The sequence below is a fragment of the Virgibacillus oceani genome, assembly GCF_041521345.1.
Taxonomy (GTDB): domain Bacteria; phylum Bacillota; class Bacilli; order Bacillales; family Amphibacillaceae; genus Virgibacillus_N; species Virgibacillus_N oceani_A.
Genome location: NZ_JBGOHB010000008.1, coordinates 82,437 through 109,123, shown reverse-complemented (window position 1 = coordinate 109,123; position 26,687 = coordinate 82,437). Strand labels below are relative to the sequence as shown.

Here is a 26,687-nt window from a genome sequence, read left to right as displayed (position 1 = left end):
TTTTGGAGGGTAAAAACGAATGAGTTATAATTCAAATCTGAGAATTTTTTCATTAAACTCAAATAGACAGCTTGCACAAGAGATTGCAGAGATACTTGGGGTGGAATTGGGTAAAAGCACTGTATCGCGTTTTAGTGATGGTGAAATTCAGATTAATATCGACGAAAGTGTTCGAGGCAGTGACGTTTATGTTGTTCAGTCCACTTCAGCACCTGCCAACGAGCATTTAATGGAATTAATTGTTATGATTGATGCATTAAAACGAGCATCAGCAAAAACGATTAATGTGTTAATTCCATATTATGGATATGCGCGTCAGGATCGGAAAGCACGATCCCGGGAGCCGATTACTTCCAAACTGATAGCGGACTTATTGGAAACATCCGGTGCTCACCGTGTCATTACACTGGATTTGCACGCTCCACAAATTCAAGGTTTCTTTGACATACCAGTTGATCAGCTGCTTGGGGTTACAATTCTATCAGAGTATTTTAAAGAAAAACAGATGGATGATGTGGTAATTGTTGCTCCTGATAACGGCGGAGTCATTCGTGCCCGGAAAATTGCTAGTATTTTAGATGTACCAATTGCCTTTATTGATAAGCGTCGTCCGGAACCAAATGTTTCAGAAGTGATGAATATTATAGGGGACATTGATGGGAAACGTGCTATTATTATTGATGATATCATCGATACTGCAGGCACATTAACATTGGCAGCCGATGCACTAATGGAGAATGGTAGTATAGAAGTATATGCATGTTGTACACATCCTGTACTATCAGGACGTGCAATTGAAAGGATAGAGAACTCTGTAATAAAAGAATTGGTCGTTACCAACTCTATCTTTTTGCCGGAAGAAAAAAGAATAGATAAAATTAAAGTACTATCAATTGCTTCCCTTCTAGCAGAAGCCTTACTACGCATTCATAACAATGTTTCAGTCAGTGAATTATTTGATTAAGCAGTGTTTAAAGCATGAGTCCAATATTAAATTGTGCTCATGCTTTTTTTACAGGGTTCTTTACAATAGAATTGCTGCAGTCGACCAGCTTGTTTGGCATGCGATGAAGCGGGCATTGGATCGTGGTAAAGCAAACTGGGGCTAAGATCTGGTTTAAACTGCAAATGGATTAGAGAAGGAGTGGATATCGTTGGGTCAAGTGGTATATAACGGAAACTTTAGCGAAGAAGGAAATATATATGTACTTGCTGCCGGTCAACTCACTACTGGCATCAATATGTGAGACTGCACCTGACGAAAAGAAGGTTATTTTTTCTCTAACTTCATCTAATAGATTATTTGCATAAATATGAATTGTAGTTCTTAGTTTGGAGAGGTATACAGGGAAGGCTGGCTTTTCAGTGGAGAAGGTTAATCGAGGTTTTATAAAAGTAGTAGAAGTTTGTTTCATTTCAATTGCCAGGTCATCAATAAAACGAGATCGTTTAATAGCTGATAATAAAAGAGGCTGAGTTAAAAGTAGTAACCTTTGACTTAGCCTCTTTTAGGTGTATTCATATTTAATCTTTCATCAGCTGCAAAAATTCATTCAGTTTTCTTCGAGCTTCTGGACTTAGCGTCTTTAAGGTATCAATCAGTTGAATTAAATCCTCCGGCAAATCCTCATCGCCTGCAAAGAAAGTCGATAAGTCTGTACCAAGTGCTGCGAGTATTCTTTCCAGTAAATCGATATCAGGAATCGCTCGGCCATTTTCAAAACGACTAATATACGACTGCGAGATACTTACTTTATCAGCCACTTCCTGTGTTGTCATTTTTTTAGATTTTCTATATGCCTTTAGTTGGTTGCCAATTCTATTACTGTTTACCATATGAGACTCCTTTGATATTGGTTGCTATAAGTCTAGTTTAGCTGGATTCGGGAAAAAGGATAGAAATAATTATAATTTAGAACTAATAGTTATAAAGTTATTGACAAATAGAACTATGTGTCATAAAATACTGATTAATAGCATTTTTACAAAATAATAATGCACTTATAGGCTTAATGAATCAAGTATATTTACGGGTTATTTTTTGCTTATTCATCAAAGTTGCAAAATAAAAATTTTAAATATTTATTTTAATCGAATTATTTTTAGGGAGGGGATAACTAAATAATTATATAGGCTCTCGGAACCTCTAAAGAGAAATTATTCGATTTTCTAAAATGAATGGAGATAGAGTGAATCTGATGGGGAGGTGATCATTTTCATAGTATTTTCAAAAAAGCATGCGAAATAAGCCTAACCTATTATTTTTATTAAAAGACAATTAGAAGACTGTACCTATAATATGGTCTTTCAAAAATGCAAAATCATCTATTTGAGGGCTATCCAAGTATCCATGATTGGCGTGCAATCACCGGCAACTTTGAGTTGTTCCGTGTTGCCAAGCAGTCCCAGATTAGCTGAGACATTACGAATCTTGCGTCTGAAAAAAATTGAATACACGATCGGATGGAAGTTCCATATTCTGATCCAGTTTAGGAATGGTAAAATCCATCAGTCGCTTAACGCGACCGGGTTTTATTGGTAACTTCTTGCCTCCTTTTCTTTTTTGGGGTTTACGTCGGGATTTTTTACTTTTCTTTTTATGGGTCACATTCTTTTTTTCGCTTGCCACTCAGAATAAAGAGGCACGTGATGAAGTTCATTTACTCATTCCGTAACTCCAATAGTTGGATTCGTTAAAATCATCAAGAGATAGGAACGAAGCATAAATTCAGGACCCCGTGGCAAAGATCCTCTTGCGTTGTACAAATCATTTAGCGTTACAGTGATTTGGGAAAGATCAGTGATCCCCAGTTTGGTGGTCACTGGCCTATCCTTGTTTTACCAGTTAGTACACCACCATAATAGAGGGTATGAAGTTGTTGTCATGAAATTTTGATATGATTCATGCGAAACAAAAACCGGTTCAATAAAAACACCTCAATCTTGGTTAGTAAGGAAAAAATCTCCCTTCAACCGCGATTATTGGGACATTTTTGAAATAATTTAAGGCGATTTTTCAACAATCTATTTCTAGTTTGAAGAATTGATCAAATAAAAACTTCTACAAAGTAGGAGGAAATTAAATGAATGGGTCAGGGAAACCCGTGTCCCGTATAACTCGGCGAATGCCGAGAGTTTATATAATTGAAAGGAGGATTATATGAGTTATGTAAAAAATGCTATTAATCATTTATCGACAATAATTGAAAAATTGTTGCTGTTATTATCAATTACCGTTTTAATTTTATTGATCACTTCGGTAAGCTTACAAGTTTTTGTTCGGTACATATTACAAGACTCGTTGCCATGGGTTCAGGAAGTTTCTAGTGGGTTGTTGATTTGGTTAACTTTTATAGGGTCTGCCTATTTAGTTAGAGGAAATCTGCATTTAAGCGTTGATATGTTTATAAAAAAAATACCTCAACGTATAAACCAGGTTATCACACGCATAATCTATTTACTTAACCTTGTGTTTGTCATTGTTCTTGCAGTGGTTTCGTTTCAGTTATTTAATACACAAGTCAACGCTCCGCTTGGGGTTTTGGGAATTCCGAGGGCTTATTACTTTGCACTTCCTATTTTGTTATTTTCCATTACAACTCCTATTTATTTGTTAGAGTCTATGCTGAATAAAAAATCTTAAAATCATTGGTGTGAATTTTGGTGAAATGATAAAAGGGGGAGTATATCGTTGGTCATATTAGTATTAATTGGTTCTTTCTTAATTCTCTTGTTACTAGGTTGTTCACTTGGCTTTGCAATGGGGATATCTACATTATTATATATGATTTTGTTTGATGGGACTGCTCTAATCATGTTGGCGCAGAGATTAACCGAGGGAGTTTATTCATTTCCTTTATTAGCAATTCCGTACTTTATTCTAGCAGGTGTACTCATGAATCATTTTGGGATAACCGATAGAATATTTACTTTTGCGAGAACTTTGGTAGGTCATATTACAGGAGGGTTAGGTCATGTAAATGTTTTGGCAAGCATGATGTTTGCCGGTATGTCGGGTTCTGCACTAGCTGACGCAGGAGGTTTGGGAGCGGTTGAGATAAGAGCTATGCGTGAAGCCGGGTACTCCAAACGGTTTAGTGCTGCCATTACTGCATCTTCTTCCTGTATTGGACCGATCATTCCTCCAAGTATTATTATGATTGTTTATGCCGTTTTGGCTGAGGTTTCTGTTGCAGATATGTTTGCTGGGGGAATTATTCCAGGCATTTTAATGGGATTGACTTTAATGGTCACGATTTATATAATGGCAAAATTCAATATAGAGACGTGCCCAAAGGATTCAAAATCAACGATGAAAAAGGTTTTAAAAGCGTTTAAGGGTGCTATCTTACCGCTTATGACACCGATGATACTTGTTTCAGGAATACTTTTTGGTGTTTTCACTCCTACGGAAGGTGGAGCAATTGCGATTCTTTATACGATAGTAGTTGGTATTTATTATAAAACGTTTACGTTGAAAGTGTTATTGAATTCAATGATTGAAACGATAAAAACGTCCGCTCAAGTGCTTTTTTTCATGGCATCAGCAAGTGCCTTTTTATGGGTGTTAACGATTGAACATGTTCCATCTATAATTGTTAATAGTTTATTATCCCTTTCTGAAAATAAATTTATCATCTTATTTTTATTAGTCATTGCCTTGATGGTCATTGGAATGTTTATGGCGATTGATGCTGCGCTTATATTGCTCGTCCCGGTTCTTTTAGCACTTGCCGAGGCACTGTCCCTTGACTTGGTTCATGTGGGGGTATTTGTAATTGTCGCGTTAATGATCGGTTTAATCAGTCCGCCAGTAGGCCCAGCATTATTTATTGTAAGTAGCATAGCAAAGATCGAATATGGAGAACTTGCAAAAGCATCTCTTCCATTTATCATTCCGTTAATTGTAGTTGTATTTTTAGTTGCTTACATTCCTGCTTTAGTAACATTTTTGCCTAGCATAATCCCTTAATAGTGTAGTTGCAAAGGGCGTAGAGAGGAAAAAGGTGCTATACAAGGGGGGATTATATAGATTCTATGGCAATGTGAGTGATGGTTTGAGTAATAAGCGAAAATATTAATAGGAGGGCTAAAAAATGAGAGAGTATATTTTAAAGGTTCCGTTAGTCATTTGTTTTATCTTGTTGATTTTATTTACAGTAGGATGTTCTTCGGATAGTGCGGCTGACAATGCTCAAAATGATTCGAATGAAGAAGGAAGTGGGGAAGAAAGCGGACAAGGAGAAGCGATTACGATGACAGCTGGTTCCATTAATAACCCGACTTCCGTTGCCTCGATCGTAGCAAATGAAATGGTAGATTCCATTGCGGAAGCGACAGATGGGAACGTTCAAATTGAATATTACGATTCAGAACAACTAGGTAATGGAGAGGCGCAATTAGAAAATTTAAGAACGGGTCTTCAAGATATGGCTGTTAGTGATCCTGGTTGGTTGTCAGCATTGGATAAGGATATTAACGTATTGGGTATGCCTTATGCTTTTAGAGACATAGATCATATGGAAGCGTTTTTAAACTCACCGTTATTTGATGAAATTAAAAATGGAATAATAGAAGAATGGGGAATAAGAATACTTGCGACAAACTGGTATCGTGCTCCAAGAGTTCTCCAGACTACAGAGTTAGTCGAAACTCCTGAGGATGTGGAAGGTTTGGCATGGAGAGTTCCGGATATACCTATATTTGTCGAGCACGCAAATCAAATGGGTGCTACACCAACCCCGATTGCCTATGGAGAAGTGTATATGGCTTTTCAACAAAATTTGGTAAAAGGGCATGATCCTACATTGGAAGAAGTATACCCTATGAAGTTTCATGAAGTAGCACCTTATATGTTGGAAACGGAAAGTACTTACGGGAATATCTTTATCTTAATAAGCGAAGAATCCTATCAAAAGCTTAGTAGTGAACAACAAGATATTCTTATCGAAGAAACTGAAAATGCTGGTGATCTGCATGTTGAACTCATTGAAGAACAACTAAATGAGCATAGAGAAATAATGATGGAAGAAGGAGCAACATTTACAGCGGGAGATCGCGATGCATTTCGTGAAAAAGTCATTCCTATGGTTGAGAAAATGGAAGAAGATGGATTATGGAGTGAAGGGCTTTTTGAAAAAATACAAGAAATTGAATAAATCTAGATTAACCTACGTTATTGTGGGAGAACAGAATTGGACGTGCCTTTAATAGGTAGCTATATAAAACTAGATAAATAATAAGGAGAAGAATACAGATGGGATATCGTTTAGGAATTGATACTGGAGGAACTTTTACAGATATTGCTTTATTGGATGAGAAAAGTGGGTCATTTTTCGTGGACAAGGTACCTTCTACACCACATAACCCATCAGAGGCAGTTATAAATGGCATACACCGTATTTTGAAAAAGCGAGGAATAGATGAAAAGGATATAGCCTATTTTATTCATGGATCCACAGTAGCTACAAATGCATTATTGGAGAAAAAAGGAGCAAAAACGGCTCTGATTACAACGAAAGGATTTCAGGATGTACTGGAAATTGGCAGACAATCACGCCCGAAGCTTTATGACATTAGGGCAAGAAATCCAGAGCCTTTAGTTTCGCGGCAATATCGTTTTGAAGTAGATGAAAGAGTATTGTTTAGTGGTGAAGTGTTAACTTCTTTGCAGGAAGAACAAGTGAGAGATATTGGAATAAAAATGCAAAATGAAGGTATAGAAGCAGTTGCTGTCTGTCTTATGAATTCTTATGTTAATGATACACATGAAAAAATGATCAAGGAAATACTTGAAGAATTTACTGGATTTTACGTAACCATTTCTAGTGAGGTTTTACCTGAGTATAAGGAATACGAACGAACAAGTACGATTGTTAGTAATGCTTACGTCATGCCAAAAATGCAAGGGTACATTAAACATTTAGAAGATTCATTGGAAGAGATGGAGATCCCGTCAGAACTATATGTTATGCAATCCAATGGTGGGATTATCAAGGCAGAGACCGCTCGTGAAGTACCTGTAAGAACACTTCTTTCCGGACCTGCGGGTGGATCTGTTACTGGTACTCTTTTAACGGAAATGACACAATTTGAAAATATAATAACGATTGACATGGGTGGAACAAGTCTTGATACGAGTTTAATAAAAGATGGAAAAGCACAACATACGACGTTATCTAAAGTTGGTGAATATCCGATAAAAATGCCAATGGTAGATATGCATACGATAGGTTCAGGTGGTGGAAGTCTAGCATGGATAGATTCTGGAGGTGCCTTACGTGTTGGTCCAGAAAGTGCTAGTTCAAACCCGGGACCCGTCTGTTATAACTTGGGAGGTACGGAATTAACAGTGACGGACGCCAATGTGATTCTAGGCAGGTTGAACCCGAAATATCTATTGGGTGGAGAAATGGAAATCAATTTAGATAAAGCCAGAAAACTAATGGAAGAAAAGATCGCCCAACCACTTGGCATGTCTATTGAAGAAGCGGCGATAGGTATTTTGAAGGTCGTAAATGCAAATATTGTTCGAGGAATTCGAGTTATTTCACTGGAAAAAGGACATGATCCAAGAGATTTTTCATTAGTAGCATTTGGAGGAGCAGGACCAGGTCATGCGGTAGATTTAGGAATGGAAATTGGCAGCAAACAAGTTATCATCCCTCGTCATCCAGGTGTTGCCTGTGCCGTAGGTATGTTAACAGCAGATGTAAGACATGACTATGTGCGGACGATGGTTACAACGATCGCAGCATTAGACTTGAATACTTTAAAAGCCGCTGTAGATGACCTTTGGACGGAATCTGTCGACCAATTACAGCATGAAGGATTTTCACTGGATGAAAATATTATTCTACAAGGTTATTTAGATTTACGGTATATCCACCAAGCCTATGAAATATCTGTTCCGGTAGACATTAACAATATTGGTATGAAGAACATTGAAGATTCAATTGTGAGATTTCACCAAATGCATGAGTCGATGTATGGGTTTAGTCGTGAGGAAGAAGAAGTGGAATTAGTAAATATTCGTTTAGTAGCTACCGGCAAATTTGAAAAAGTTAATTTTGAGGGAGAGAGCAATTTTTCAAAGGGACAAGCGGAGGCTGAATCGGACGAAAAACGAAAAGTATTTTTCGATGATCAATTTATTAGCACACCTGTTTACAAAAGAGAAAGTTTACTTGAAGGTGAAATGATTATAGGACCGGCAATTATCGAGCAATTGGATTCTACGATCGTTATTTACCCTTTACAAGAAGCTGCTCTGGATGCTTTTGGTAATTTAATTATTCATTTAAATAATGAGAATGAAGGAGTTTTATAAAATGATGTCGGAAAAAATTGATGCCGTAACGTTAGAAGTTATGAGGAATGCATTTCAATCCATTGCCGAGGAAATGGGTGTAACATTGGTTCGAACTGCGTTATCTACTAATATTAAAGACCGTATGGACTGTTCTACGGCTATATATACAGGGGATGGTAAGTTAATTGCACAGGCAGAACATGTCCCTTTGCATTTAGGTTTGATGCCTTCCGTAATAACTGAAACTCTAAAGATATTCCCTTCAGAACAATTGAAGGAAGGGGATGTAATTTTAATTAACGATCCATACATAAGTGGTTCTCACTTACCGGATATTTTTTTAATATCACCAATTTTTTACGAAGGAAGATTGGTCGCATTAGCCGCTAATATTGCTCACCATATTGATGTTGGCGGAATGGCACCTGGGAGCATGTCTGTTAAAGCAACCGAATTATACCAGGAAGGTTTGAGGTTGCCGGCAATTCGACTATGTAAGGAAGGGGTTATGGATGAAGAAATTTTACGTTTAATACAAAAGAATGTTCGAACGGATAAGGAAGTAATCGGTGATCTGTACGCTCAACTAGCAGCGAATAATGTTGGAGAAGATCGACTAAAAGAAATGTTTTCTCATTATTCCATGGACTATGTCATTGCATGTATTCATGAAGTGATGGACTATTCTGATCGCCGTCTTCGCTCAGCAATCAAGGATGTTAAAAACGGTGAGTATAAATTTGAAGATTTTCTTGAAGGAGATGGAATTACCGAAGAGTTCATTAAAATTGCAGTTACGGTGAAAGTGGATAACGAGAGCATGGAGGTTGATTTTACCGGAACGAATCCCCAAGTAAAAGGGCCGAATAATTCCACGCAAGGTGTAACACAGGCCTGTGTTTTTTATGCCATTAAGTCGTTGTTAGATCCTGAAATTCCATCCAATGATGGGACTTACCGATCCGTCTGTATTCATGCTCCTAGAGGAACGGTAGTAAATCCGAATCCACCGGCTCCTGTTTCAAATGCAAATGGAAACACGGCTCAAAGAATGGCAGATGTGATGATTGGTGCTCTTGCAAAAGTTTTACCAGAAAGAGCAATGGCCGCATGTACCGGATCAATGAACAGCTTTGTTATTGGAGGAATTGACCCACAAACAGAAAAATCTTTTTCCTATGTTGAAACGATGGGTGGAGGACAAGGCGCAACCAACGGACTAGATGGAATGGATGGCGTACACACAAATATGACAAACACAAAAAATACCCCTGTGGAGGTAATTGAGCAATCGTATCCATTGTTTATTAAATCTTATGCGTTAGTAGATGGTAGTGGTGGTTATGGTGAATACCGTGGTGGAATGGGAATAAGACGTGAAATTGAGATTTTAAGTGACAATTCAGTGGTTACATTAAGTACGGAACGCCAAAAAATTGCACCATGGGGATTATTTGCTGGAGGTAATGGAAAGACATCTCAGAGTCTTTTAATTACGGCGGATGGCAAGAAGACTCCGTTGTCATCAAAAGTGACAATGAATGTGGAAAAAGGGAGTACTGTTATATTAAAAACTGCCGGTGGCGGTGGTTATGGAGAAGTTGAAAAGCGACAGCAGGAATGTATCGAAGAAGATATTACTTCAAGAAAAATTGACCAAATGGAAGCTGCTGAAAATTATAATTATCAATAATGGGTAAAGGTGTAGGTACTAATGTGGAGGGGATAAATGGGAATCAACCCCTCTACTGGAGGTGAATCCAAAAAGTTGAAAAAATGCAGCAAGCATATTCAAAACAAGATATAGGTTCCAGGAACATTGATCAAACGAAAGCTATAGAATAATACAATTTTTTTATAGATAAATTGAAGAAAGGCGTGGATATTGCGTGGATAACAGAAATAAATTCCTATATTTAAAGGAAGAGGATATGATTAAAGCTGGTGTTTTGGATGTTGCAAATTGTGTTCGAGTGATTGACGAAACTTTTCGCTTGGTCGGTGAAGGGGACTATTTAATGGGAGGTCCCAGAGAAAATGAACATGGGATGATGATTTGGTTACCGGATTCACCAAGAACGGAGAGAATGCCCGTAACCGGGCCGGATAGGCGCTTTATGTCACTGATAGCTTATTTGGGGGGAAGGTTCCATGTGTTCGGTAATAAGTGGTATGGTTCAAATGTTGAAAATCGTAGTAAAAATTTACCCCGTTCCATTCATACGGTTACTTTGAATGACCCTGATACATCCGAGCCGTTATCCATTATGTCCGGAAACTTAATCAGTGCGATGAGAACTGGAGCTGTTCCTGGTGTAGCTGCTAAATATTTAGCACATGAAAATTCAAAGGTTGTTGGGATTATTGGAACCGGTGTTATTAATCGTTCCAGTTTGCTTTCCATATGTGAAACACAAAAACAATTGGAAAAGGTGAAAATATTTGACTTGAACATGGGGCGTGCAGAGAGTTTTAAAAGAGAAATAAGTGAACAACTTGCTGACATGGATATAGAGGTTTGCTCTTCCTTGGAAGATTGCATCGTTGGTTCTGACATTATAAATATTGCAACATCCGGGGTTGTAAAGCCTGAAATCCGTACAGAGTGGCTGAAAGAAGGTGTATTATTAACCTTAACAGGAGCCGCAAAGTTATCGGAGGATTGTTATATAAACAGCAAAATAGTCGCTGATAATTGGAACATGCATGAGGCGTGGCTGCAAGATGGAAAAGAACATCCAAAAGGTGTTAACAGTGTAGTTGATTGGGCACCAACAGGAGAGTTACTTCTACTGTATAATGAAGGGAAAATTAGAAAAGAAAGCATATCCAACTTGGGCGATATTGCTTTAACAGGAAACAGCCCTCGTACTGGTGATAAAGATAAAGTGATTTTTGTAACAGGTGGCTTGGCTGTCGAGGATGTTGCTTGGGCTTATGAGGTCTATCAAAATGCATTAAATAATGAGATAGGACAGACATTATCGTTATGGGATAGGCCGCATTGGGTGTAGGTTATTGTTTATTTGAAGAGGACCACAGGGACAGGCACCCTGGTCCACAATTTTAGTAGTACAGGCTGAGTGTTCTTATACTCGGTCTATTTTTTTTGGACTTTTAACTTTAATATCTTTTTAAATTGTACCAAAATTGTATTTTGGCTCTATTCGTAGTGCTAAAAACTCAATTTTCTCTCCAATAATATTGAAAATTACTCACTCTATACATATCTAATTTTAGATTTTGGGTTTTTGACATTGGTTCTGCGTTCGATTAATTTATACCTATCTAACTTACTTAAAAATAGGGGTTGAAAAAATGCAACAGTGATTTCCAGTATTGGCTTAAAAGGTATGGAGGGATACCGTGTTCAAGTGGAGGTGCAACTCGTTCCTGGAATAGAAAGTGTGAGTATTGTTGGTCTTCCAGATGCCTCGGTAAAAGAATCGAAGGACAGGCTGATTGCTGTATTGTATGTGAAATACGGGATAAGAAAATAGTTATTAATCTATCGCCTGGAGAACAGAAGAAGAATAGTCCGATTTTTGACTTGGCAATGGCGATTGGGGTGATGAAGGAGGCAGAAGAGATAACGGATGAAATTCCCGACAATGTTGCATTGTTAGGTGTGCTTTCGCTGGATGGATCAATTAAATCGGTAGAATGCTCCCGGCTATCATAGCTGCTAAAAAAGAAGGTTTCGATACGCTGTATCTGCCTAAGATGAAAGATATGCCCCTGGAATCCATTCATGGTATAGAGCTCAGGTTTGTTGAAACGCTCGAAGAAGTGATTGAATCTTTTTCCGGACAGTTGTCTGTTTTTACTATTACCCCAACTACCTTAAAAGCAACCTCTGAGATAAAGCTTCCTACCTATGATAAAGATTTCAAACATGTTTTAGGACATCAGAAAGCAAAACGAGCGTTGGAAATTGCGGCTGCTGGTGGGCACAATGTTCTGATGGTAAGTCTACCTGGTTGTGGGAAGAGCTTGCTTTCTGAAACATTCTCATCGATTTTACCGCCATTAAAACAAGAAAGTCGATTTGATATGATGGGCATTTATCAATTGGCTGGAATGAGACCATCAAATGCTTCTATTCCTCCGTATAGATCCCCACACATTTTCGCATCTGCTGTATCCCTTATAGGTGGTGGGACGTATCCAAAGCCTGGTGAAGTATCTCTTGCACATCGTGGTGTGCTTTTCCTGGATGAGATGGCCGAATTCTCCAAGCGAACATCAGATATGCTGCGCCAGCCAATGGAATCTGGAGTAGTTATGATTAGCCGGGTAGCATCCACTGTCACATACCCTGCCGATTTTTTTCTCATTGGTGTTATGAACCCTTGTCATTACGGATATTTAGGTTCTAAGTATCGCTACTGTACATGCAGTTCCAAGAAGATTACTGCGTATAATAACCGAATTTCCGGTCCCATTATGGATCGGATAGATATTTTACTCAGATTAGACACCGTTTCATTAGAGAATGAGTCTGCAGATAATGAAACTTCAAAAACTGTTCGTGGACGGGTGATATTAGCAAGAGAAAGGCAATATCAAAGATATAGAAAGGAGACATGCAATGCCACTGCAGATAATGAGGAATTAACGGAATGTACGAAAATGGAATTAACAAAAAGGCAGGAAAAGATGATGCGTAGCTGGGCAAGTAAATATAACTGAAGCACACGGGTTCAAATGAAAATAAGAAGGCTTGCCAGGACGATTTCTGATTTGAAGGGAAAGGAAAACATTGAAAATAAAGCAATATGGGAAGCGGTTACCATGAGGCGTGTGCAATCTATCCATACCCAAAAAGGGATGGTGAAATAGCAGCAAACCCCAAATGTTTTCCACCCGAGGTGATTTGTTAATGCCAAGAGGTCCTAGAAAAAAACCATAGTAGTATCTATCATATCATGCTAAGAGGTATTAATAGACAGGCGATCTTTGAAGATGATGAGGACAAGATTTTTAGAGACATTAAAAAAATACAAAACCATTAGTGAATATCAAATGTATGGCTTCTGCTTAATGGACAATCACATCCATTTATTATTAAAGGAGACGGGGGAAAGTCTTTCAGAAATCATCAAGCGAATTAGTTCCAGTTATGTGTATAGGTATAACATGAAATACGGTCGGTCTGGACATTTATTTCAAGAAAGGTTCAAATCGGAGAACGTAGGGTCAACTGCATATTCTTTAACCGTACTCAGGTACATTCATCAAAATCCAGTAAAAGCAGGACTAGTGAGAAATGTATTTGAAAGCAGGTGGACAAGTGTCAACGAATATATTCATCGAGTACAAATCGTGGATATAGATATGGGTTTGGATTTATTTTCACCTGATAGGAACAAAGCAATTGGATTATATATCGAATATATGAACCAACCAAATAATGATCAATGCCTGGAGGATATCGTCAAAATAAGAAGATCGGATGCTGAAGTGAGAGAACTTTTATATCAATTAGGAATTCAGAATAAGAGTACACTGCAGCAAGTGGATAAAGAAACCAGGGATGCGGTACTTGGAAAATTGAAGGCACTGAAAGGCGTATCACAAAGGCAATTTTCACGAATAACAGGAATATCTAAGACAGTAATTCAGCGTGCTGGGGGGTCATAGATTCGTACGTACAAGAATTCATAAGAGCATGGACCATAGGCCCAGGTGGACTGATTGGACTGGGGAACCTGTCCCTGTGGTCCCTTTTTCACGCAACCGGTGGCTCAAAATTACGCCTAAGTGGCTCATTTCATCCGCAATAAACAGATCTAAATTTATGGATCAAAAGGTAATTGAACTAGACTGTTTGCGTCCAACCGCTTTGCATTACCATATGAATTTTAAAAAAGCCGATATTCTTTGTGAACATAATATAATGAATGGACTCAAAGAATGCCGGCCTTAATCTTTTTTTAATCATTAAGAAAGAAAAATCTTAGTTGTCCTCTTACCCTGTTATTAGACGAGAATTTTTACTTCATAGCAGCACTTTAAATAGTAAAGTAAACCGTGTGGATTTGAACTAACTAGATTGTCCAACAGTAGGGTATGAATTAAATCAGGATTGGCTTAACCATCCTTTGTCGTAGACAATTTCCCTTTCATAAATTGCAGCATCACATAAGCCGCTACCCTGCTCGTCATATTACGAAAGTCAATCGTTGGATCAATCTCCACAATATCTATTGCTTTCACTTTTTCCTGTTTACCTGCAAATAAAATCCCATCCAATAAAGTTTTCGAATCCATGCCTCCCGGCCCAATCGCCGGACAACCCGGTGCAAAAGCCTGATCAAGCACATCCATATCAACTGATACATATAAACAATCGGTTTGTTCAGAAAGCCTTTGAATCTCCTTTTCCATTATTTTTATCAGGGTCATATCTTCAACATCTTTCATTGTATAAACCGTAACCCCTTGCGCTTTGGCATATTCATCATAAGCAAAAGCATTCATGAAATCACGGATTCCTATTTGCACTAGATGTTCTCCTTTAATCACCTGATCCTCCATCAGACGTCTAAATGGAGTCCCATTTGTCGGGCCTCCGTCCTCTGTATTACGCAGATCATGGTGAGCATCAAACTGAATAACACCTACTGTTTTTTCTTCTGCTAATGCTTTAATGGAGCCATAACTGATGGAGTGATCACCGCCCAGTATCATCCAATGATTAGCAGCTCCTGTAGCAAATACATCTGTTAAGCTATCCTCCACCCGTTTATGGTTTCCAATGACATCTGTTGGATCCATCATCATATCACCAAAATCCAAAATGCTGTCCGTTAGTTCCAAATTTTCTTCACCGGAATAGGTGGAATAGCTTTGCAATGCGGCACGGATCGTCTCCGGAGCAAAAGAGGCACCCGAATGGCTGATGGAAGGCTTGGAAAAGGGTACACCAACCAAGCCAAACTCTCCCATTTTCCCATTGTTCCAGTGTGTAAGTAGTTCTTTTGCTTTTGTTGTATAACGGTCTTTAAAAATCGCTTCACCGGCAGGTTTTAGATGGCGCAACTTCATGATCCAATCTCCTGCCTTTCATATAAAATAACCCCACTTTTTATAACTGTATTTGTATGGTTCACCCCATAATGATACGGAATATACATATGGTTTGGCGCATCCCAGATCACAATATCTGCATCACCGCTTTTACGGATGCTCCCAGCCTCATCTCCTTTGCCAATGGCGTGGGCTGCATTAACGGTAACTGAATGCCATATCTCGGCCGGGGACATTCTTAATTTCAGAGCGGCAAGCGTCATGATAAATTGCAGGTTTTCTGTTACGGAACTTCCCGGGTTAAAATCAGTAGAAATTGCAATGGCAGCACCAGCATCAATCATTTTCCGCGCTCTTGCATAGGTTTCTTTTCCGAGATAAAAACTTGTTCCCGGCAGGATAACCCCGATGGTATTCGATTCACTTAATTGTTTAATCCCTTCATCTGTTGCAACAGCCAAATGATCACCGCTTATGGCTCCCATTTCCACTGCCAGCTGCGTCCCTCCAAGCGGATCAATTTCATCTGCATGGATTTTCACATCAATTCCTTTATCCTTCGCCTTTTGTAAAAACTTTCTTGATTGTTCCACCGTAAACACACCGGTTTCTGTGAAAATATCTACAAATTCTGCTAGATTCTCCGCTTTGATTTCATCGAATAACGCAGCCATTTCATCCAAAAATGCATCCGGATCTTCTTTATATTCTTTTGGAATGGCATGGGCTCCTAAGTAAGTGGATACGATATCAAGTGCATGATTCTCTTTTGCCTCTTTAACTACCCGAAGCTGCTTCAGCTCAGTTTCTTTATTCAACCCGTAGCCGCTTTTGGCTTCCACTGTTGTTATCCCGTAAGTTGCCATGCGGTCAAGGTGGAACAGTGCTTTTTCCAGCAATTCTTCCTCTGTTGCTTCCCTTGTTGCTTCCACGGTAGATAAAATACCGCCGCCCTGCTTTAAAATCTCCAAATATGGAACACCCTGCTGTTTCAGTGCCATCTCGCCTTCGCGGGAACCGCCAAAAACAAGGTGGGTATGCGCTTCGACAAGTCCAGGCGTGACAAGTCTTCCTTTTGCGTCGATCGCTCTTTCTGCTTTCATACCAGCAGCATCTTCCGAGCGGCCAACCCACGCCACTTTTCCGTTCTTAATTGCAATGGCCATATTTTCATGCACCTGTAAGTCATTCATTTCCGTTCCTTTTACCGGCCCGATTTTATCCATTGTTAAAAGCTCTCCAATGTTCGTTATTAGTATATCAACTTGCATATTCCAATCTCCTTTCTATTTATCCTGCATTGGCAGTCGGATACTATTACTTTTGGCAAAATCTATGGCTGATTCATAGCCTGCATCCGCGTGACGGATTACTCCCATTCCGGGATCGGTTGTCAGCACGCGTTCCAGCCGCTCCCGGGCAAGATCCGTACCGTTTGCAACTGCAACCATTCCGGCATGGAGCGAATAGCCCATCCCAACACCCCCGCCATGATGAAAAGAAATCCAGGATCCGCCTGCTGCTGTGTTGACGAGCGCATTTAATACAGCCCAGTCGGCCACCGCATCACTGCCATCCTTCATCCCTTCTGTCTCCCTGTTGGGCGAGGCAACCGAACCACTGTCCAGGTGGTCACGGCCAATAACAATAGGTGCTTTGATTTCTCCTTTCCTCACCAATTCATTGATCGCCAGTCCCATTTTCATTCTTTCCCCGTAGCCTAGCCAGCAGATTCGTGATGGAAGCCCTTGAAAAGATATCTTTTCACTTGCCATATCAATCCAGCGGATCAGTGCCTTGTTTTCAGGAAAAAGTTCTTTAATCAGCTCATCGGTGCGATAAATGTCCTCCGGATCTCCGGATAATGCGGCCCAGCGGAATGGTCCTTTGCCCTCGGTGAATAACGGGCGTATAAATGCAGGTACAAAACCCGGAAAATCAAATGCTTCTTTCAAACCCTCATCGCTTGCCACCTGCCGGATATTATTTCCGTAGTCAAAAACAATCGAACCATTTTTCTGAAATTCCAACATAGCTTCTACATGTGTCTTCATGCTGTTTTTTGTTAATCTCATATAGTTTTCCGGATGATTTTCACGTAAATTTTCCGCCTCTTCCAACGAATAGCCAACAGGAATATAGCCGTTTAATGGATCATGCGCTGATGTTTGGTCTGTCACAATGTCAATTTGGATATCTTTTTCCAGTAGCTGATGATGGACTTCCGCAGCATTTCCTAACAGGGCAATGGACAACGCTTCCCCTTTTCTTTTTGCCTCCTTCGCCAAATTAACCGCTTCATCTACACTGTATGTCATCACATCACAGTATTTCGTTTTCAGTCTTTTTTCAATTCGGTTTTTATCAACTTCAACTCCAATAACAACCCCTTCATTCATAGTTACAGCTAATGGTTGTGCACCACCCATACCTCCAAGTCCAGCTGTCAATGTAATTGTGTGGCGTAATGTTCCATTAAAATGCTTCTTGGCAAGCGCAGAGAATGTTTCGTAGGTTCCTTGTAAGATTCCTTGTGAACCAATATAGATCCAACTCCCTGCTGTCATTTGCCCATACATCATTAACCCTTTCTGGTCGAGTTCATGGAAATGCTCCCATGTTGCCCAATTGGGAACTAGATTTGAATTAGCGAGTAACACTCTTGGTGCATGTTTATGTGTTTTAAATACTCCCACTGGTTTCCCGGATTGAACGAGCATCGTTTCATCATTTTCCAAGTTTCGTAGTGTTTTAACAATAGCCTCAAATGACTCCCAATTACGGGCAGCCTTCCCGATACCACCGTAAACAACAAGCTCTTCCGGGTTTTCAGCAACTTCTGGATCAAGATTGTTGTAAAGCATTCGCAATGCTGCCTCTTGCTCCCACCCCTTACATTCTAGTTCTAACCCCTTTTTTGCTTGGACTTTTATCCTATTCAAAAAAAACTCCTCCTTCTACACGATTTTGTTCAACACTACTTTCTTGTTCGTCCTTTAACCAATCGGATAACCTTTCAATATCTGTTGAAAATACACGATCCTTTGTAATCGATGGAACAATTTTTCTTGCTTTTTCATAAAAAGCTCTCGTTTGTGATGCCATTCGACCTACCCCACGATACTCTACCGCTTGCATAGAACAAATTAGTTCTATCGCAACAACCCGGCGTGTGTTTGACAACATTTGTAATGCATGTCTTGCAGCGATTGTTCCCATGCTCACATGATCTTCTTGATTTGCTGAGGACGGGATGGAGTCGACACTTGCCGGATGTGCTAGTGTTTTATTTTCCGAGACGAGGGACGCTGCACTATATTGCATAATCATCGCACCTGATTCAATCCCTGGATTTGGACTTAAAAATGCCGGCAAATCATTCAGCTGTGGATTAACTAATCGTTCGATACGCCGTTCTGCAATATTTGCGGTTTCAGCTATTCCCAGTTTGATAAAGTCCATCGCAAATGCAATTGGTTGACCGTGAAAATTACCACCGGATATCACCTTGTTTTCACCAGAAAAAATCAATGGATTATCTGTAACAGCATTGATTTCTGTTACCAGCTTTTCCCTAGCATAATAAACAGATTGCCAGCAAGCTCCCAGAACTTGGGGAATACATCGTAATGAATAGGCGTCCTGTACACGTAATTCTCCTTGGTTTGTCATAAGGCTACTATCCGATAAAAGTGATCTAATTCGTTGAGCCACCTCCATTTGTTCCTGATGGCCACGAACTTTGTGTAAGTCAGCGTCAAATGCAGTAATTATTGCGTGTAATCCTTCCAACGTCATTGCTGCAATGAGTTCACTTTGGCGTAGTAATTTTTCTACTTGTAAATACGTAATAATACCAACAGCAGTCATTGTCTGTGTTCCATTTATAAGTGCCAAACCTTCTTTTGCTTTTAGTTTTAAAGGGGTAATCCCTTCTTTCTTTAATGCCTTTAATGCGGGAATCCGATCACCTTTATAAAAAACCTCTCCTTCGCCTAACAAAGTTAAAGCAAGATGGGCTAGCGGAGCCAAGTCCCCACTCGCTCCCAATGATCCTTGTTCAGGAATCACAGGGTGGATGGATGCATTAACAAGATCTACAAGTTGCTCGACTAATGCTGTTCTAACCCCTGAAAATCCTTGCGATAAGGCATTTGCTCGTAATAACAGCATTGTACGGCTAATCTCCTCTGAAAAAGGTGAACCTACACCACAAGCATGTGAATGTATGAGATTAAGCTGTAGTTCATCCAAGTCTTCATCTGCAATGACAACATCGCTAAATTTTCCAAAACCTGTATTAATGCCATACATCGTGTTTCTTGAATCAATCATCTCATTTACCGTTCTTCGGTTACTTTTAATTTTGCGAATACTCGAGTCAGCAATAACTACTTTCTCATGGTTAAATACAACTCGATTTATTTCCTCAAATGTTAAAGCTTTTCCAGTTAACGTAACCATTTCTGTAAACCTCCAAAGTATGTCTTATTGTTTCTAATTTTAATTTATTGATCATGTCGTTGTGACTTAACAAATACAGGTTGACAGACTCTTAGTGTAAGCGTTATCTATCCGAAACATAAAAGGGCCACATAACACAAATGTGTTACGCGGCCCCCTAAATTACTAAACACTTTGGGCTATTTATTATATAAAGGATGTTAGCAACTTCAAATTTCTTAGTGCAGCAAAGGAACTTCTGTCAAACTTCCCAGAATCAGTAGGAAATATAGAATCCAGTCAGTTATTACAATTCCGATACTGAAAGCTGCGAAACCTTGAACTTTAAACATGCAACCCCTGTTAGTATCAGCATTGAACTTGTGGTATTGGTAAGACCAGTAATCGGAGTACGAAATGTTTTCGGTGGGACAAGTAATCCTCAGTCCTGGGCTGTTACGGCCCTAGCCTACGTGCCTCTTATTATCTTTTTTAAATTCGTACTTATATATGATTAATTCCAAGTCCAATTGCTTCATGCTCAAGACCTCTAACAGGTGCACCAATCGTACCATAGAAAGCAACAGCAATCCATTCTCCTTCTTTTTTGTCATCATACGGGTTACCACGAATAATTGCAAATTGCAATCCGACAGTCCGGAGTACCGTACCAATCTGATTATTGCCACGAGTTACACCGCTCAAAGCTTCCATAATTGCATGGTACATTGCATGTGCTTCCCTGTACAGCCCAGATTGAATAATCCCCTGATTTTTTGCTGCCGTTTCTACCGCTGCCACAACTTTCTGTCCATCCATTGACCCAACTTTTCCTTTGCAAAACTTCCAATCTAGTTTTTTTACATTGTTGGACAACTTATTATCATTATTAAGCAAAAGTAATATAGCCTCTTTGCCAATTAAATGGTTATGATCTAATGACATAAAAATTCACTCTTTTCTAATTACTAATAACTGATTTTAGTCTATTTCATTCTAATTAAAAAGTCAACTTACAATATTACTGCGGCAATCGTACCAAAAAAGATTAGTGGGATATTATAATGCAAAAAGGTCGGAACGACAGTATCCCAAATATGATGGTGTTTACCGTCAGCATTTAATCCAGCAGTAGGTCCAAGTGTACTATCTGATGCAGGAGAACCCGCATCACCTAATGCACCGGCAGTACCAATTAATGCAGCAGTGGCCATTGGTGAAAATCCGGCAGCTATACAAATCGGGACAAACAATGCAGCAATAATCGGAATAGTACCAAAAGATGTTCCGATTCCCATTGTCACAATAAGCCCAACCAAGAGCATGATGAAGGCAATAGTAACTTTACTGCCACCATCAATGATGCCAGTAGCAGAATTCACAAGAGCTTCAACGCCGCCAGTCTCTTGCAGAACGGTTGCATAACCGGAGGCTATTAACATAACAAAGGCAATCATACCCATCATAGTAATCCCGTCCGTAACCACCTTTTCTCCTTTATGAAATGGAACTACTGTAAACACGAACATGAGGATAATGCCTGAAAGCGCCCCCAAAACAAGAGAATCAGATATAAGCTGTACAGCCAAAGCAGCAATTATTGCTATAATTGTGAGTAAATGAAGCCTAGTAAATGGCACTACATCATCCTCGGATGCAGCTATTTCATTTATTGACTCCCGTTCATCATTGGATTGAGTTGCTACGCGATCTTTCCGGTAAGAAAATAAAATTGCAATCAATAATCCGAAAAGCATACCTAGTACAGGAATAATCATTGCGAGTGTTACTGAAGAGAGCCCAATTGCCATCCCATTTGCATTCATTTCATCAACGATAATACCCTGAAATATTAGCCCAAATCCTGCTGGAATGAGCATATATGGAGCCTTTAATCCAAATGTCAATGCAGCAGCAACCCCTCTACGATCAACCTTCATTTTATCAAATAAATAAAGTAAGGGTGGAATTAAAATTGGGATAAAAGCAATATGAACGGGTACCACATTTTGTGACAGGCAAGCGACTCCGGCAATTGTAAACAACATAATTGCACGTTTCCCTTTTATCACTTTTATAAGTCTTTTAACAAGAAATCCTGTAATACCAGAATAGCCAATCATGACAGCAAACATTCCAAGCAAAATATAACTAAGTGCTGTGTTTGCCTGTCCTCCCATTCCGGAAACGAGTATGTTCGTTGCTTCCACAAGGGATAACCCTTCCATTAAACCTGCAACACCCGCAGCAATTAAGATTGCGAAAATTACGTTGACACGTAAAAGACTCAATACTGCTAAGACAATGACTGAAACAACGACTGAACCAAACATCAAACCATCTCCCTTTATTAAACATTTTTTCTTGAGGTTCTTATGAAAAAATTATTAACAGATTAAATTTTATTATCTTTATCTGGTGAGATGTATTGATTGTAGCAGGAATAATATCAATGAATAGTTTAAAACAGAGTGTCCTATTTACGTTGAAAAATATACAAGTATTCTTATTCAAACAAATTTCCCCCCGCAAACAATCAATTTTCATTGGTGAATTTACTCTTAATCAAGTGCTAATTTTTATATTAAAATTTCATGACCCACCCCTTATCACCACATTTTTAACTTAGATTCTAGGGTTAGATTTTTCTGATATCTAAAATGAACATTAAAAAGAGCCATACTAAAAAAATTTTAATATCGCTCCCTATTCACTAAGTACTATAAGCTTTAAATTAACTAGCTAGTGTGAATCCTCCGCGCAGATTATGCACCGAAATTATGTGACCTTTTTTAAAGAAATAAATAACTTTTCCTAAAAATAACTAAAATTTATTCTAATAACTAATTAACTAGAATCTTGTTAGGTGGTTTCATTAGATTATATGTCAAATTTTCTAACATGTCAATATATTCTTTACTTTAAATTAACCTTTTAGTGAGATTAATTTTTTTGTTTTATGCATCCTTAAAGGTTTTATAATTTTTACTGCAGGAGGCAATTTCCAGCATAATAAACATAGCTCATTAATGCTTTTATTTAGATATTCTTTTCAAAACATGAATCTTTAGCTTTACGTGATACAGATTGACACAAGGATTTTTTGTATAGTTTCCAATTCCGATGAAAAAAGGAAATAGTTAATTTGATCATTTGCTTTAATATGGTTACTTGTTGAAATACACTGTGAAATTTATCTATTGGCACGGCAGTCAAAGGCAAGCAGAAATGCTGTCGCTTTTATTAAGCTCTAACTTATAAGTGGATCTCTAATGTCATAAGTGGTTCTATTTTATGGCATTAATGGATCAGTAAAATGGCAAAGGTGGATCAACTCCATGGCAATATTCATTGTGAATTTATTTGTTTATTTACTTCACTGCTTCTTCATGCAGAACGTATACTTCATATATTCGGAATCTAAAATTATTTTTGTTTTCTAGCAAATGAATTTAAGGGGTTTCCTAAATTCAGAATCTATAAATTAAGGGGAATAGTCCTAAAAGTGTAATTAAACTAGGTATTATTACTTAATTATATGAATTCTGTGAATTTTGTGTTGACATGTTTTGAAGAAGAACATATAATCATTATAAATTACATTTTACACTAAATCTTTTGAAAATTGTCTAGCGTTTAGAATATAAGTTTAGAACAGAGTATTATTAGTCGGCACTAGATATATAAAGAAACTAAAAATCAATTTATACTCAATACATAACCCATAGTTTTTAGTTGATAGGGGGTTATATTAAACTCATGTGTTGCGTGTGTTTAATATAACCCCCTTTATTATGCGATTAAATATGTGAGTATTAGAGCTACTTTATTTTAATAGAATGTGTTGTAAATATATAGAAAAGGGGGTGATATATGACGATGTGGCGAGTTATGAAGAAATTAATCAGTGGACTTACAAGTGTGATTTTGTTCATAACACTGATTGGTATGGGATTTGCCGTTATATTGAATCAGGTAGTTGAAGGGGAACCGAATTTTTTTGGTTATCAGATTAAAACTGTTTTATCTTGATCAATGTAGTCGGAATTCCAAACCGGATCTATCATCGTGACTAAACCACAAGAGGACATCACTCAGTTTCAACAAGGAGACGTTATCACTTTTCAGAGTTCCAAAGGTACGATCATTACCCATAGGATCCAAGAGGCCAAACAGGGGGGTGAGCAATATGTGACCAAAGAGGATAATAACAATGCAGTGGATACAGAACTCGCCCAGGCTAAAAAAGTAGTTGGGCAATATACCGGATTTACCGTTCAGTATGTGGGTTATATTGTTCTTCGTCAGAAGGCTCACTTTTTTTGCTAGTTTTGCCTGGTGTTTTGCTCATCGTCTATTCGATAATCTGCCGTGGGTTGAAACAATATGAAATACCGTATGAAAAAGAATCAGATAGTCAGTAGGTATCGGTGTCATCGTCATATCAGGTTGAACAAACCTGATGATGCGTTTACACACATAACAAATTTATTGGAGGAATCAAGATGGGAATCAAAAAACAATTAAGCATGGGTGTGATGTCAGCGGTGCTCGGGATCACATTAATTGGTGGAGGTACGTACGCTTATTTCAGTGACAGTGAAGAAGCAACCGGGTCATTTGCTGCAGGTACCCTGGATTTAACAGCAGAACCGACAGAGATTATCGATGTGGATAACATGGCACCTGGGGATTCAATGGTTCGTGATTTCGAACTGCATAACACTGGGACAATTGATATAGACACAGTGTTTTTGGAAACCGAATATACCGTGATTGACGCCCAAGGAGATAACAACGAAGATTTTGGTGAACATATTGAAGTGGAATTTCTCTATAACGTGGACAACTTGGATGAGGTCATTTATCAAACCACCCTGGCCGAATTACAGGATATGACACCGGAAGCAATCAGTGAACATATTTTTTATCCGGCAATTGGTGATGATGGTTTGCCAGCAGGAGAATCCCATGACTTCGTTGTTCAGTTTAACTTTATTGAAACCGGAGAAGATCAAAATCAATTCCAAGGTGATTCCTTGAACCTTACGTGGACTTTCATTTCAACACAGGGTGATGGAGAGGAAATATAAAAAGTAAAAAAAACGGTGAAGAAATATGAACTCCGTCGAATGGGGTACTTTAGTATCAAATAAAAGCAACTCGATCGATATAGTTTCTACCTTACGCTTGGAACAGCAATCTCAGCAGTATGTGTCCTTTTAAAAAATAATATTCGGAAGGACTCTAATTATTGATCCGTTGCATTTCGGGGTTGTTGTTTATGCTGAAAAGGGAGGTGATTATGATTGAAATAATTTTTTGAAAGTGTTTTCATAAACGCAGCATGAGATACGATAATGTACGTTTTGTAGTCTGGTAGCTACTATCTTTAGAAAGAAAAAGAATCAAAATATCAAAGGAGTGGGAGATATGTTTACTAAACGGTTATTTTACCTTGTATTTTTTGCTTTGGTGGTTTTCTCTACTACCGGAATAGTAAGTGCTGCAGCAGAAGAATCAGTTGTTAGTTCAGAAGTCATTTTATATGATGAAATGGTTGATACACTTCAAATACTGGAAGAAAGAAGCGATGGGGATCTTGAAGTTATTAATCTCAGGGAGTTCGGTAATGAGGGAGGAGTGAGTGAGGCAGGACGTGACCTTTATGTAGCAAAAATAGGTAATGGTGACAAGGATATATGGGTTCAAGGGCGAATTCACGGGAATGAGCCATATGGTACTAATGGAACGTTACGAATCATTGAAAATCTAATAGAAGAAAAAGATTCTTCTTACGAAGAAATGATGGAAGAGTTAACGATTCATTTTATTCCCATGTATAACCCAGATGGTGCTGAGAGAAATGAGAGAGGCACGAGAATATTAGATCCTGAAACTGGAGTATTTGGACCTCAACAAGATTTGAACAGAGACTGGCATGAAGATAGATTCAATATGGTGGAAACAGCCTCTTATTTTGAATATTGGGCAAGTATTCAGCCTGAATTTACAATGGACGTTCATCATCATGGTACTCCGAATTTTCACGAATCAGATATCCCTGTGACGATGTCACTTGGTATTGCTTTGGCTCCAGGAGGTCCTACCTTGCCTTATCTTACAAATGGAGAGGAGTACGAAACTGTTGCTAAGCAAGCGAATGTATTAATGTACGATGCCCTTGAAGCGTATCCACAGTTCACGGTAGATCATTACCGCGTGGGTCAAAATCGTACCGGTGAAATTGACCATCGAGGCGGTATTTCATCTGGGGCGATGCGTGGTGAACACATCAATTATAACGGACATAATCCTGATGGGCATAGCAATCCAGGAGTCTTCTTAGAAACCGCTGGTCAATTTTTGGATGGCGAAAGAGAGCCTTTGATAAAACAAAATATTGTTGCCCTACATGCGTTTCTATATGGTCTTGCTTCAGGAGAATTATATGATCAGGATCCTGACCGATTTTATGGAGAAATTCCTCATCCACCACTAGAATCGTACACCACAGATTGGGATGGAACTTTCCCAGTTGATAATCCAAGACCAGCTTTATATCTTGAAACATCTGCAGCAGATGTCAAAGAACTTTTTGAGTATTACGATGAAGCGGGCAAATTTGAAAATGATCAAGTCGCTCGTTCTCTAGATGTACATTTATCTGCGGTAAACCATTACGAACAAAATGAACAGATGGATAAGTTTCTTAAACACATGCCAGGACTTAATTTATTACTCGACCAACAGAGTGAGTTTATGACTGATGTGACGTATAGTACTCTAACTGCCTATACTGATTATTTAATTGAGCAGAATTAATCACCTTTAGTCAGGTAAAAACCCCTCTTGTGGTAGATTAATAGTTTACTACAAGGGGGAGCTAAATCTGAGACGA

23 protein-coding genes are annotated in these 26,687 nt (G+C 38.7%); 15 read left to right on the top strand and 8 right to left on the bottom strand.

The annotated features are described in order from the left end of the window. The first annotated feature begins 19 nt into the window (after positions 1-19). The gene (locus ACDX78_RS08115) at positions 20-964 is read left to right on the top strand and encodes a ribose-phosphate diphosphokinase (protein ID WP_486026846.1); all 945 of its coding nucleotides are present in this window, start codon (positions 20-22) and stop codon (positions 962-964) included. A gap of 560 nt (positions 965-1,524) precedes the next feature. On the opposite strand, the gene ACDX78_RS08110 is transcribed toward ACDX78_RS08115, so the two are convergent. Next, positions 1,525-1,836 (bottom strand): helix-turn-helix domain-containing protein, encoded by a 312-nt coding sequence (locus ACDX78_RS08110; protein WP_486026845.1) that lies wholly within the window; start codon positions 1,834-1,836, stop codon positions 1,525-1,527. A gap of 828 nt (positions 1,837-2,664) precedes the next feature. Then, a complete protein-coding gene (locus ACDX78_RS08105) occupies positions 2,665-2,823 on the bottom strand; it encodes a hypothetical protein (protein ID WP_486026843.1) in 159 nt (52 codons plus the stop codon). 337 nt (positions 2,824-3,160) lie between these two features. Between ACDX78_RS08105 and ACDX78_RS08100 the strand changes: the two genes are divergently transcribed. The 10 genes from ACDX78_RS08100 (at position 3,161) to ACDX78_RS08055 (ending at position 13,954) form a co-directional block, all read left to right on the top strand. Further along, positions 3,161-3,643: a TRAP transporter small permease gene (locus tag ACDX78_RS08100; RefSeq protein WP_486026841.1), complete on the top strand. Its 483-nt coding sequence runs from the start codon at positions 3,161-3,163 to the stop codon at positions 3,641-3,643. Positions 3,644-3,691: 48 nt separating this feature from the next. Beyond that, a complete protein-coding gene (locus ACDX78_RS08095; RefSeq protein WP_486026840.1) occupies positions 3,692-4,972 on the top strand; it encodes a TRAP transporter large permease in 1,281 nt (426 codons plus the stop codon). 124 nt (positions 4,973-5,096) lie between these two features. Beyond that, positions 5,097-6,158, top strand: a complete 1,062-nt coding sequence (locus tag ACDX78_RS08090; protein WP_486026838.1) for a TRAP transporter substrate-binding protein — start codon at positions 5,097-5,099, stop codon at positions 6,156-6,158. 98 nt (positions 6,159-6,256) lie between these two features. Next, positions 6,257-8,329: a hydantoinase/oxoprolinase family protein gene (locus tag ACDX78_RS08085; protein WP_486026836.1), complete on the top strand. Its 2,073-nt coding sequence runs from the start codon at positions 6,257-6,259 to the stop codon at positions 8,327-8,329. Between the two features lies 1 nt (position 8,330). Next, a complete protein-coding gene (locus ACDX78_RS08080) occupies positions 8,331-10,004 on the top strand; it encodes a hydantoinase B/oxoprolinase family protein (protein WP_486026835.1) in 1,674 nt (557 codons plus the stop codon). A gap of 196 nt (positions 10,005-10,200) precedes the next feature. Further along, positions 10,201-11,325: a tyramine oxidase subunit B gene (locus ACDX78_RS08075; RefSeq protein WP_486026833.1), complete on the top strand. Its 1,125-nt coding sequence runs from the start codon at positions 10,201-10,203 to the stop codon at positions 11,323-11,325. A 296-nt stretch (positions 11,326-11,621) separates the two neighbouring features. Further along, positions 11,622-11,993, top strand: coding sequence for a magnesium chelatase domain-containing protein (locus ACDX78_RS08070; RefSeq protein ID WP_486026831.1), 372 nt, complete (start codon positions 11,622-11,624; stop codon positions 11,991-11,993). Continuing rightward, positions 11,975-13,003, top strand: coding sequence for an ATP-binding protein (locus ACDX78_RS08065; protein WP_486026829.1), 1,029 nt, complete (start codon positions 11,975-11,977; stop codon positions 13,001-13,003). Before ACDX78_RS08070 ends, ACDX78_RS08065 begins: the two co-directional genes overlap by 19 nt. A 15-nt stretch (positions 13,004-13,018) precedes the next feature. Continuing rightward, entirely contained in the window at positions 13,019-13,153 is a 135-nt protein-coding gene (locus tag ACDX78_RS08060) for a magnesium chelatase subunit ChlI family protein (protein WP_486026828.1), read from the top strand. A gap of 123 nt (positions 13,154-13,276) precedes the next feature. Then, positions 13,277-13,954 (top strand): transposase, encoded by a 678-nt coding sequence (locus ACDX78_RS08055; protein WP_486026827.1) that lies wholly within the window; start codon positions 13,277-13,279, stop codon positions 13,952-13,954. Positions 13,955-14,404: 450 nt separating this feature from the next. On the opposite strand, the gene hutG is transcribed toward ACDX78_RS08055, so the two are convergent. From hutG to ACDX78_RS08025, 6 genes are all read right to left on the bottom strand, one after another. Beyond that, entirely contained in the window at positions 14,405-15,361 is a 957-nt protein-coding gene (hutG, locus tag ACDX78_RS08050) for a formimidoylglutamase (RefSeq protein ID WP_486026825.1), read from the bottom strand. Further along, entirely contained in the window at positions 15,358-16,614 is a 1,257-nt protein-coding gene (gene hutI, locus ACDX78_RS08045) for an imidazolonepropionase (protein WP_486026823.1), read from the bottom strand. Before hutI ends, hutG begins: the two co-directional genes overlap by 4 nt. Positions 16,615-16,629: 15 nt before the next feature. Then, positions 16,630-18,285, bottom strand: a complete 1,656-nt coding sequence (hutU, locus tag ACDX78_RS08040) for a urocanate hydratase (RefSeq protein WP_486026822.1) — start codon at positions 18,283-18,285, stop codon at positions 16,630-16,632. Beyond that, entirely contained in the window at positions 18,278-19,807 is a 1,530-nt protein-coding gene (gene hutH, locus ACDX78_RS08035) for a histidine ammonia-lyase (protein ID WP_486026820.1), read from the bottom strand. The genes hutU and hutH overlap by 8 nt, the downstream gene beginning before the upstream one ends. Positions 19,808-20,290: 483 nt before the next feature. Continuing rightward, a complete protein-coding gene (hutP, locus tag ACDX78_RS08030; protein WP_486026818.1) occupies positions 20,291-20,731 on the bottom strand; it encodes a hut operon transcriptional regulator HutP in 441 nt (146 codons plus the stop codon). Positions 20,732-20,799: 68 nt separating this feature from the next. Beyond that, on the bottom strand, positions 20,800-22,119 hold the full coding sequence (locus tag ACDX78_RS08025; protein WP_486026816.1) for a Na+/H+ antiporter family protein: 1,320 nt from the start codon (positions 22,117-22,119) through the stop codon (positions 20,800-20,802). A 1,540-nt stretch (positions 22,120-23,659) separates the two neighbouring features. On the opposite strand from ACDX78_RS08025, the gene ACDX78_RS08020 reads away from it, so the two are divergent. From ACDX78_RS08020 to ACDX78_RS08005, 4 genes are all read left to right on the top strand, one after another. Further along, entirely contained in the window at positions 23,660-23,818 is a 159-nt protein-coding gene (locus tag ACDX78_RS08020; RefSeq protein ID WP_486026814.1) for a hypothetical protein, read from the top strand. Between the two features lie 36 nt (positions 23,819-23,854). Then, the gene (locus ACDX78_RS08015; protein WP_486026813.1) at positions 23,855-24,115 is read left to right on the top strand and encodes a signal peptidase I; all 261 of its coding nucleotides are present in this window, start codon (positions 23,855-23,857) and stop codon (positions 24,113-24,115) included. 176 nt (positions 24,116-24,291) lie between these two features. Continuing rightward, positions 24,292-24,879, top strand: a complete 588-nt coding sequence (locus tag ACDX78_RS08010; protein ID WP_486026811.1) for a TasA family protein — start codon at positions 24,292-24,294, stop codon at positions 24,877-24,879. A 340-nt stretch (positions 24,880-25,219) separates the two neighbouring features. Beyond that, the gene (locus ACDX78_RS08005; RefSeq protein WP_486026810.1) at positions 25,220-26,611 is read left to right on the top strand and encodes a M14 family zinc carboxypeptidase; all 1,392 of its coding nucleotides are present in this window, start codon (positions 25,220-25,222) and stop codon (positions 26,609-26,611) included. Positions 26,612-26,687 lie beyond the last annotated feature (76 nt).

Excerpts from the sequence above, each read along its gene's own strand:
- hutI (WP_486026823.1), bottom strand. The coding sequence starts at position 16,614 with ATGCAAGTTGATATACTAATAACGAACATTGGAGAGCTTTTAACAATG.
- ACDX78_RS08055 (WP_486026827.1), top strand. The coding sequence starts at position 13,277 with ATGATGAGGACAAGATTTTTAGAGACATTAAAAAAATACAAAACCATT.
- ACDX78_RS08080 (WP_486026835.1), top strand. The coding sequence starts at position 8,331 with ATGATGTCGGAAAAAATTGATGCCGTAACGTTAGAAGTTATGAGGAAT.
- ACDX78_RS08115 (WP_486026846.1), top strand. The coding sequence starts at position 20 with ATGAGTTATAATTCAAATCTGAGAATTTTTTCATTAAACTCAAATAGA.
- ACDX78_RS08025 (WP_486026816.1), bottom strand. The coding sequence starts at position 22,119 with ATGTTTGGTTCAGTCGTTGTTTCAGTCATTGTCTTAGCAGTATTGAGT.
- hutG (WP_486026825.1), bottom strand. The coding sequence starts at position 15,361 with ATGAAGTTGCGCCATCTAAAACCTGCCGGTGAAGCGATTTTTAAAGAC.
- hutP (WP_486026818.1), bottom strand. The coding sequence starts at position 20,731 with ATGTCATTAGATCATAACCATTTAATTGGCAAAGAGGCTATATTACTT.
- ACDX78_RS08100 (WP_486026841.1), top strand. The coding sequence starts at position 3,161 with ATGAGTTATGTAAAAAATGCTATTAATCATTTATCGACAATAATTGAA.
- ACDX78_RS08065 (WP_486026829.1), top strand. The coding sequence starts at position 11,975 with ATGCTCCCGGCTATCATAGCTGCTAAAAAAGAAGGTTTCGATACGCTG.
- hutH (WP_486026820.1), bottom strand. The coding sequence starts at position 19,807 with ATGGTTACGTTAACTGGAAAAGCTTTAACATTTGAGGAAATAAATCGA.
- ACDX78_RS08005 (WP_486026810.1), top strand. The coding sequence starts at position 25,220 with ATGTTTACTAAACGGTTATTTTACCTTGTATTTTTTGCTTTGGTGGTT.
- ACDX78_RS08085 (WP_486026836.1), top strand. The coding sequence starts at position 6,257 with ATGGGATATCGTTTAGGAATTGATACTGGAGGAACTTTTACAGATATT.
- ACDX78_RS08060 (WP_486026828.1), top strand. The coding sequence starts at position 13,019 with ATGAAAATAAGAAGGCTTGCCAGGACGATTTCTGATTTGAAGGGAAAG.
- ACDX78_RS08020 (WP_486026814.1), top strand. The coding sequence starts at position 23,660 with ATGACGATGTGGCGAGTTATGAAGAAATTAATCAGTGGACTTACAAGT.
- ACDX78_RS08090 (WP_486026838.1), top strand. The coding sequence starts at position 5,097 with ATGAGAGAGTATATTTTAAAGGTTCCGTTAGTCATTTGTTTTATCTTG.
- ACDX78_RS08010 (WP_486026811.1), top strand. The coding sequence starts at position 24,292 with ATGGGAATCAAAAAACAATTAAGCATGGGTGTGATGTCAGCGGTGCTC.
- ACDX78_RS08110 (WP_486026845.1), bottom strand. The coding sequence starts at position 1,836 with ATGGTAAACAGTAATAGAATTGGCAACCAACTAAAGGCATATAGAAAA.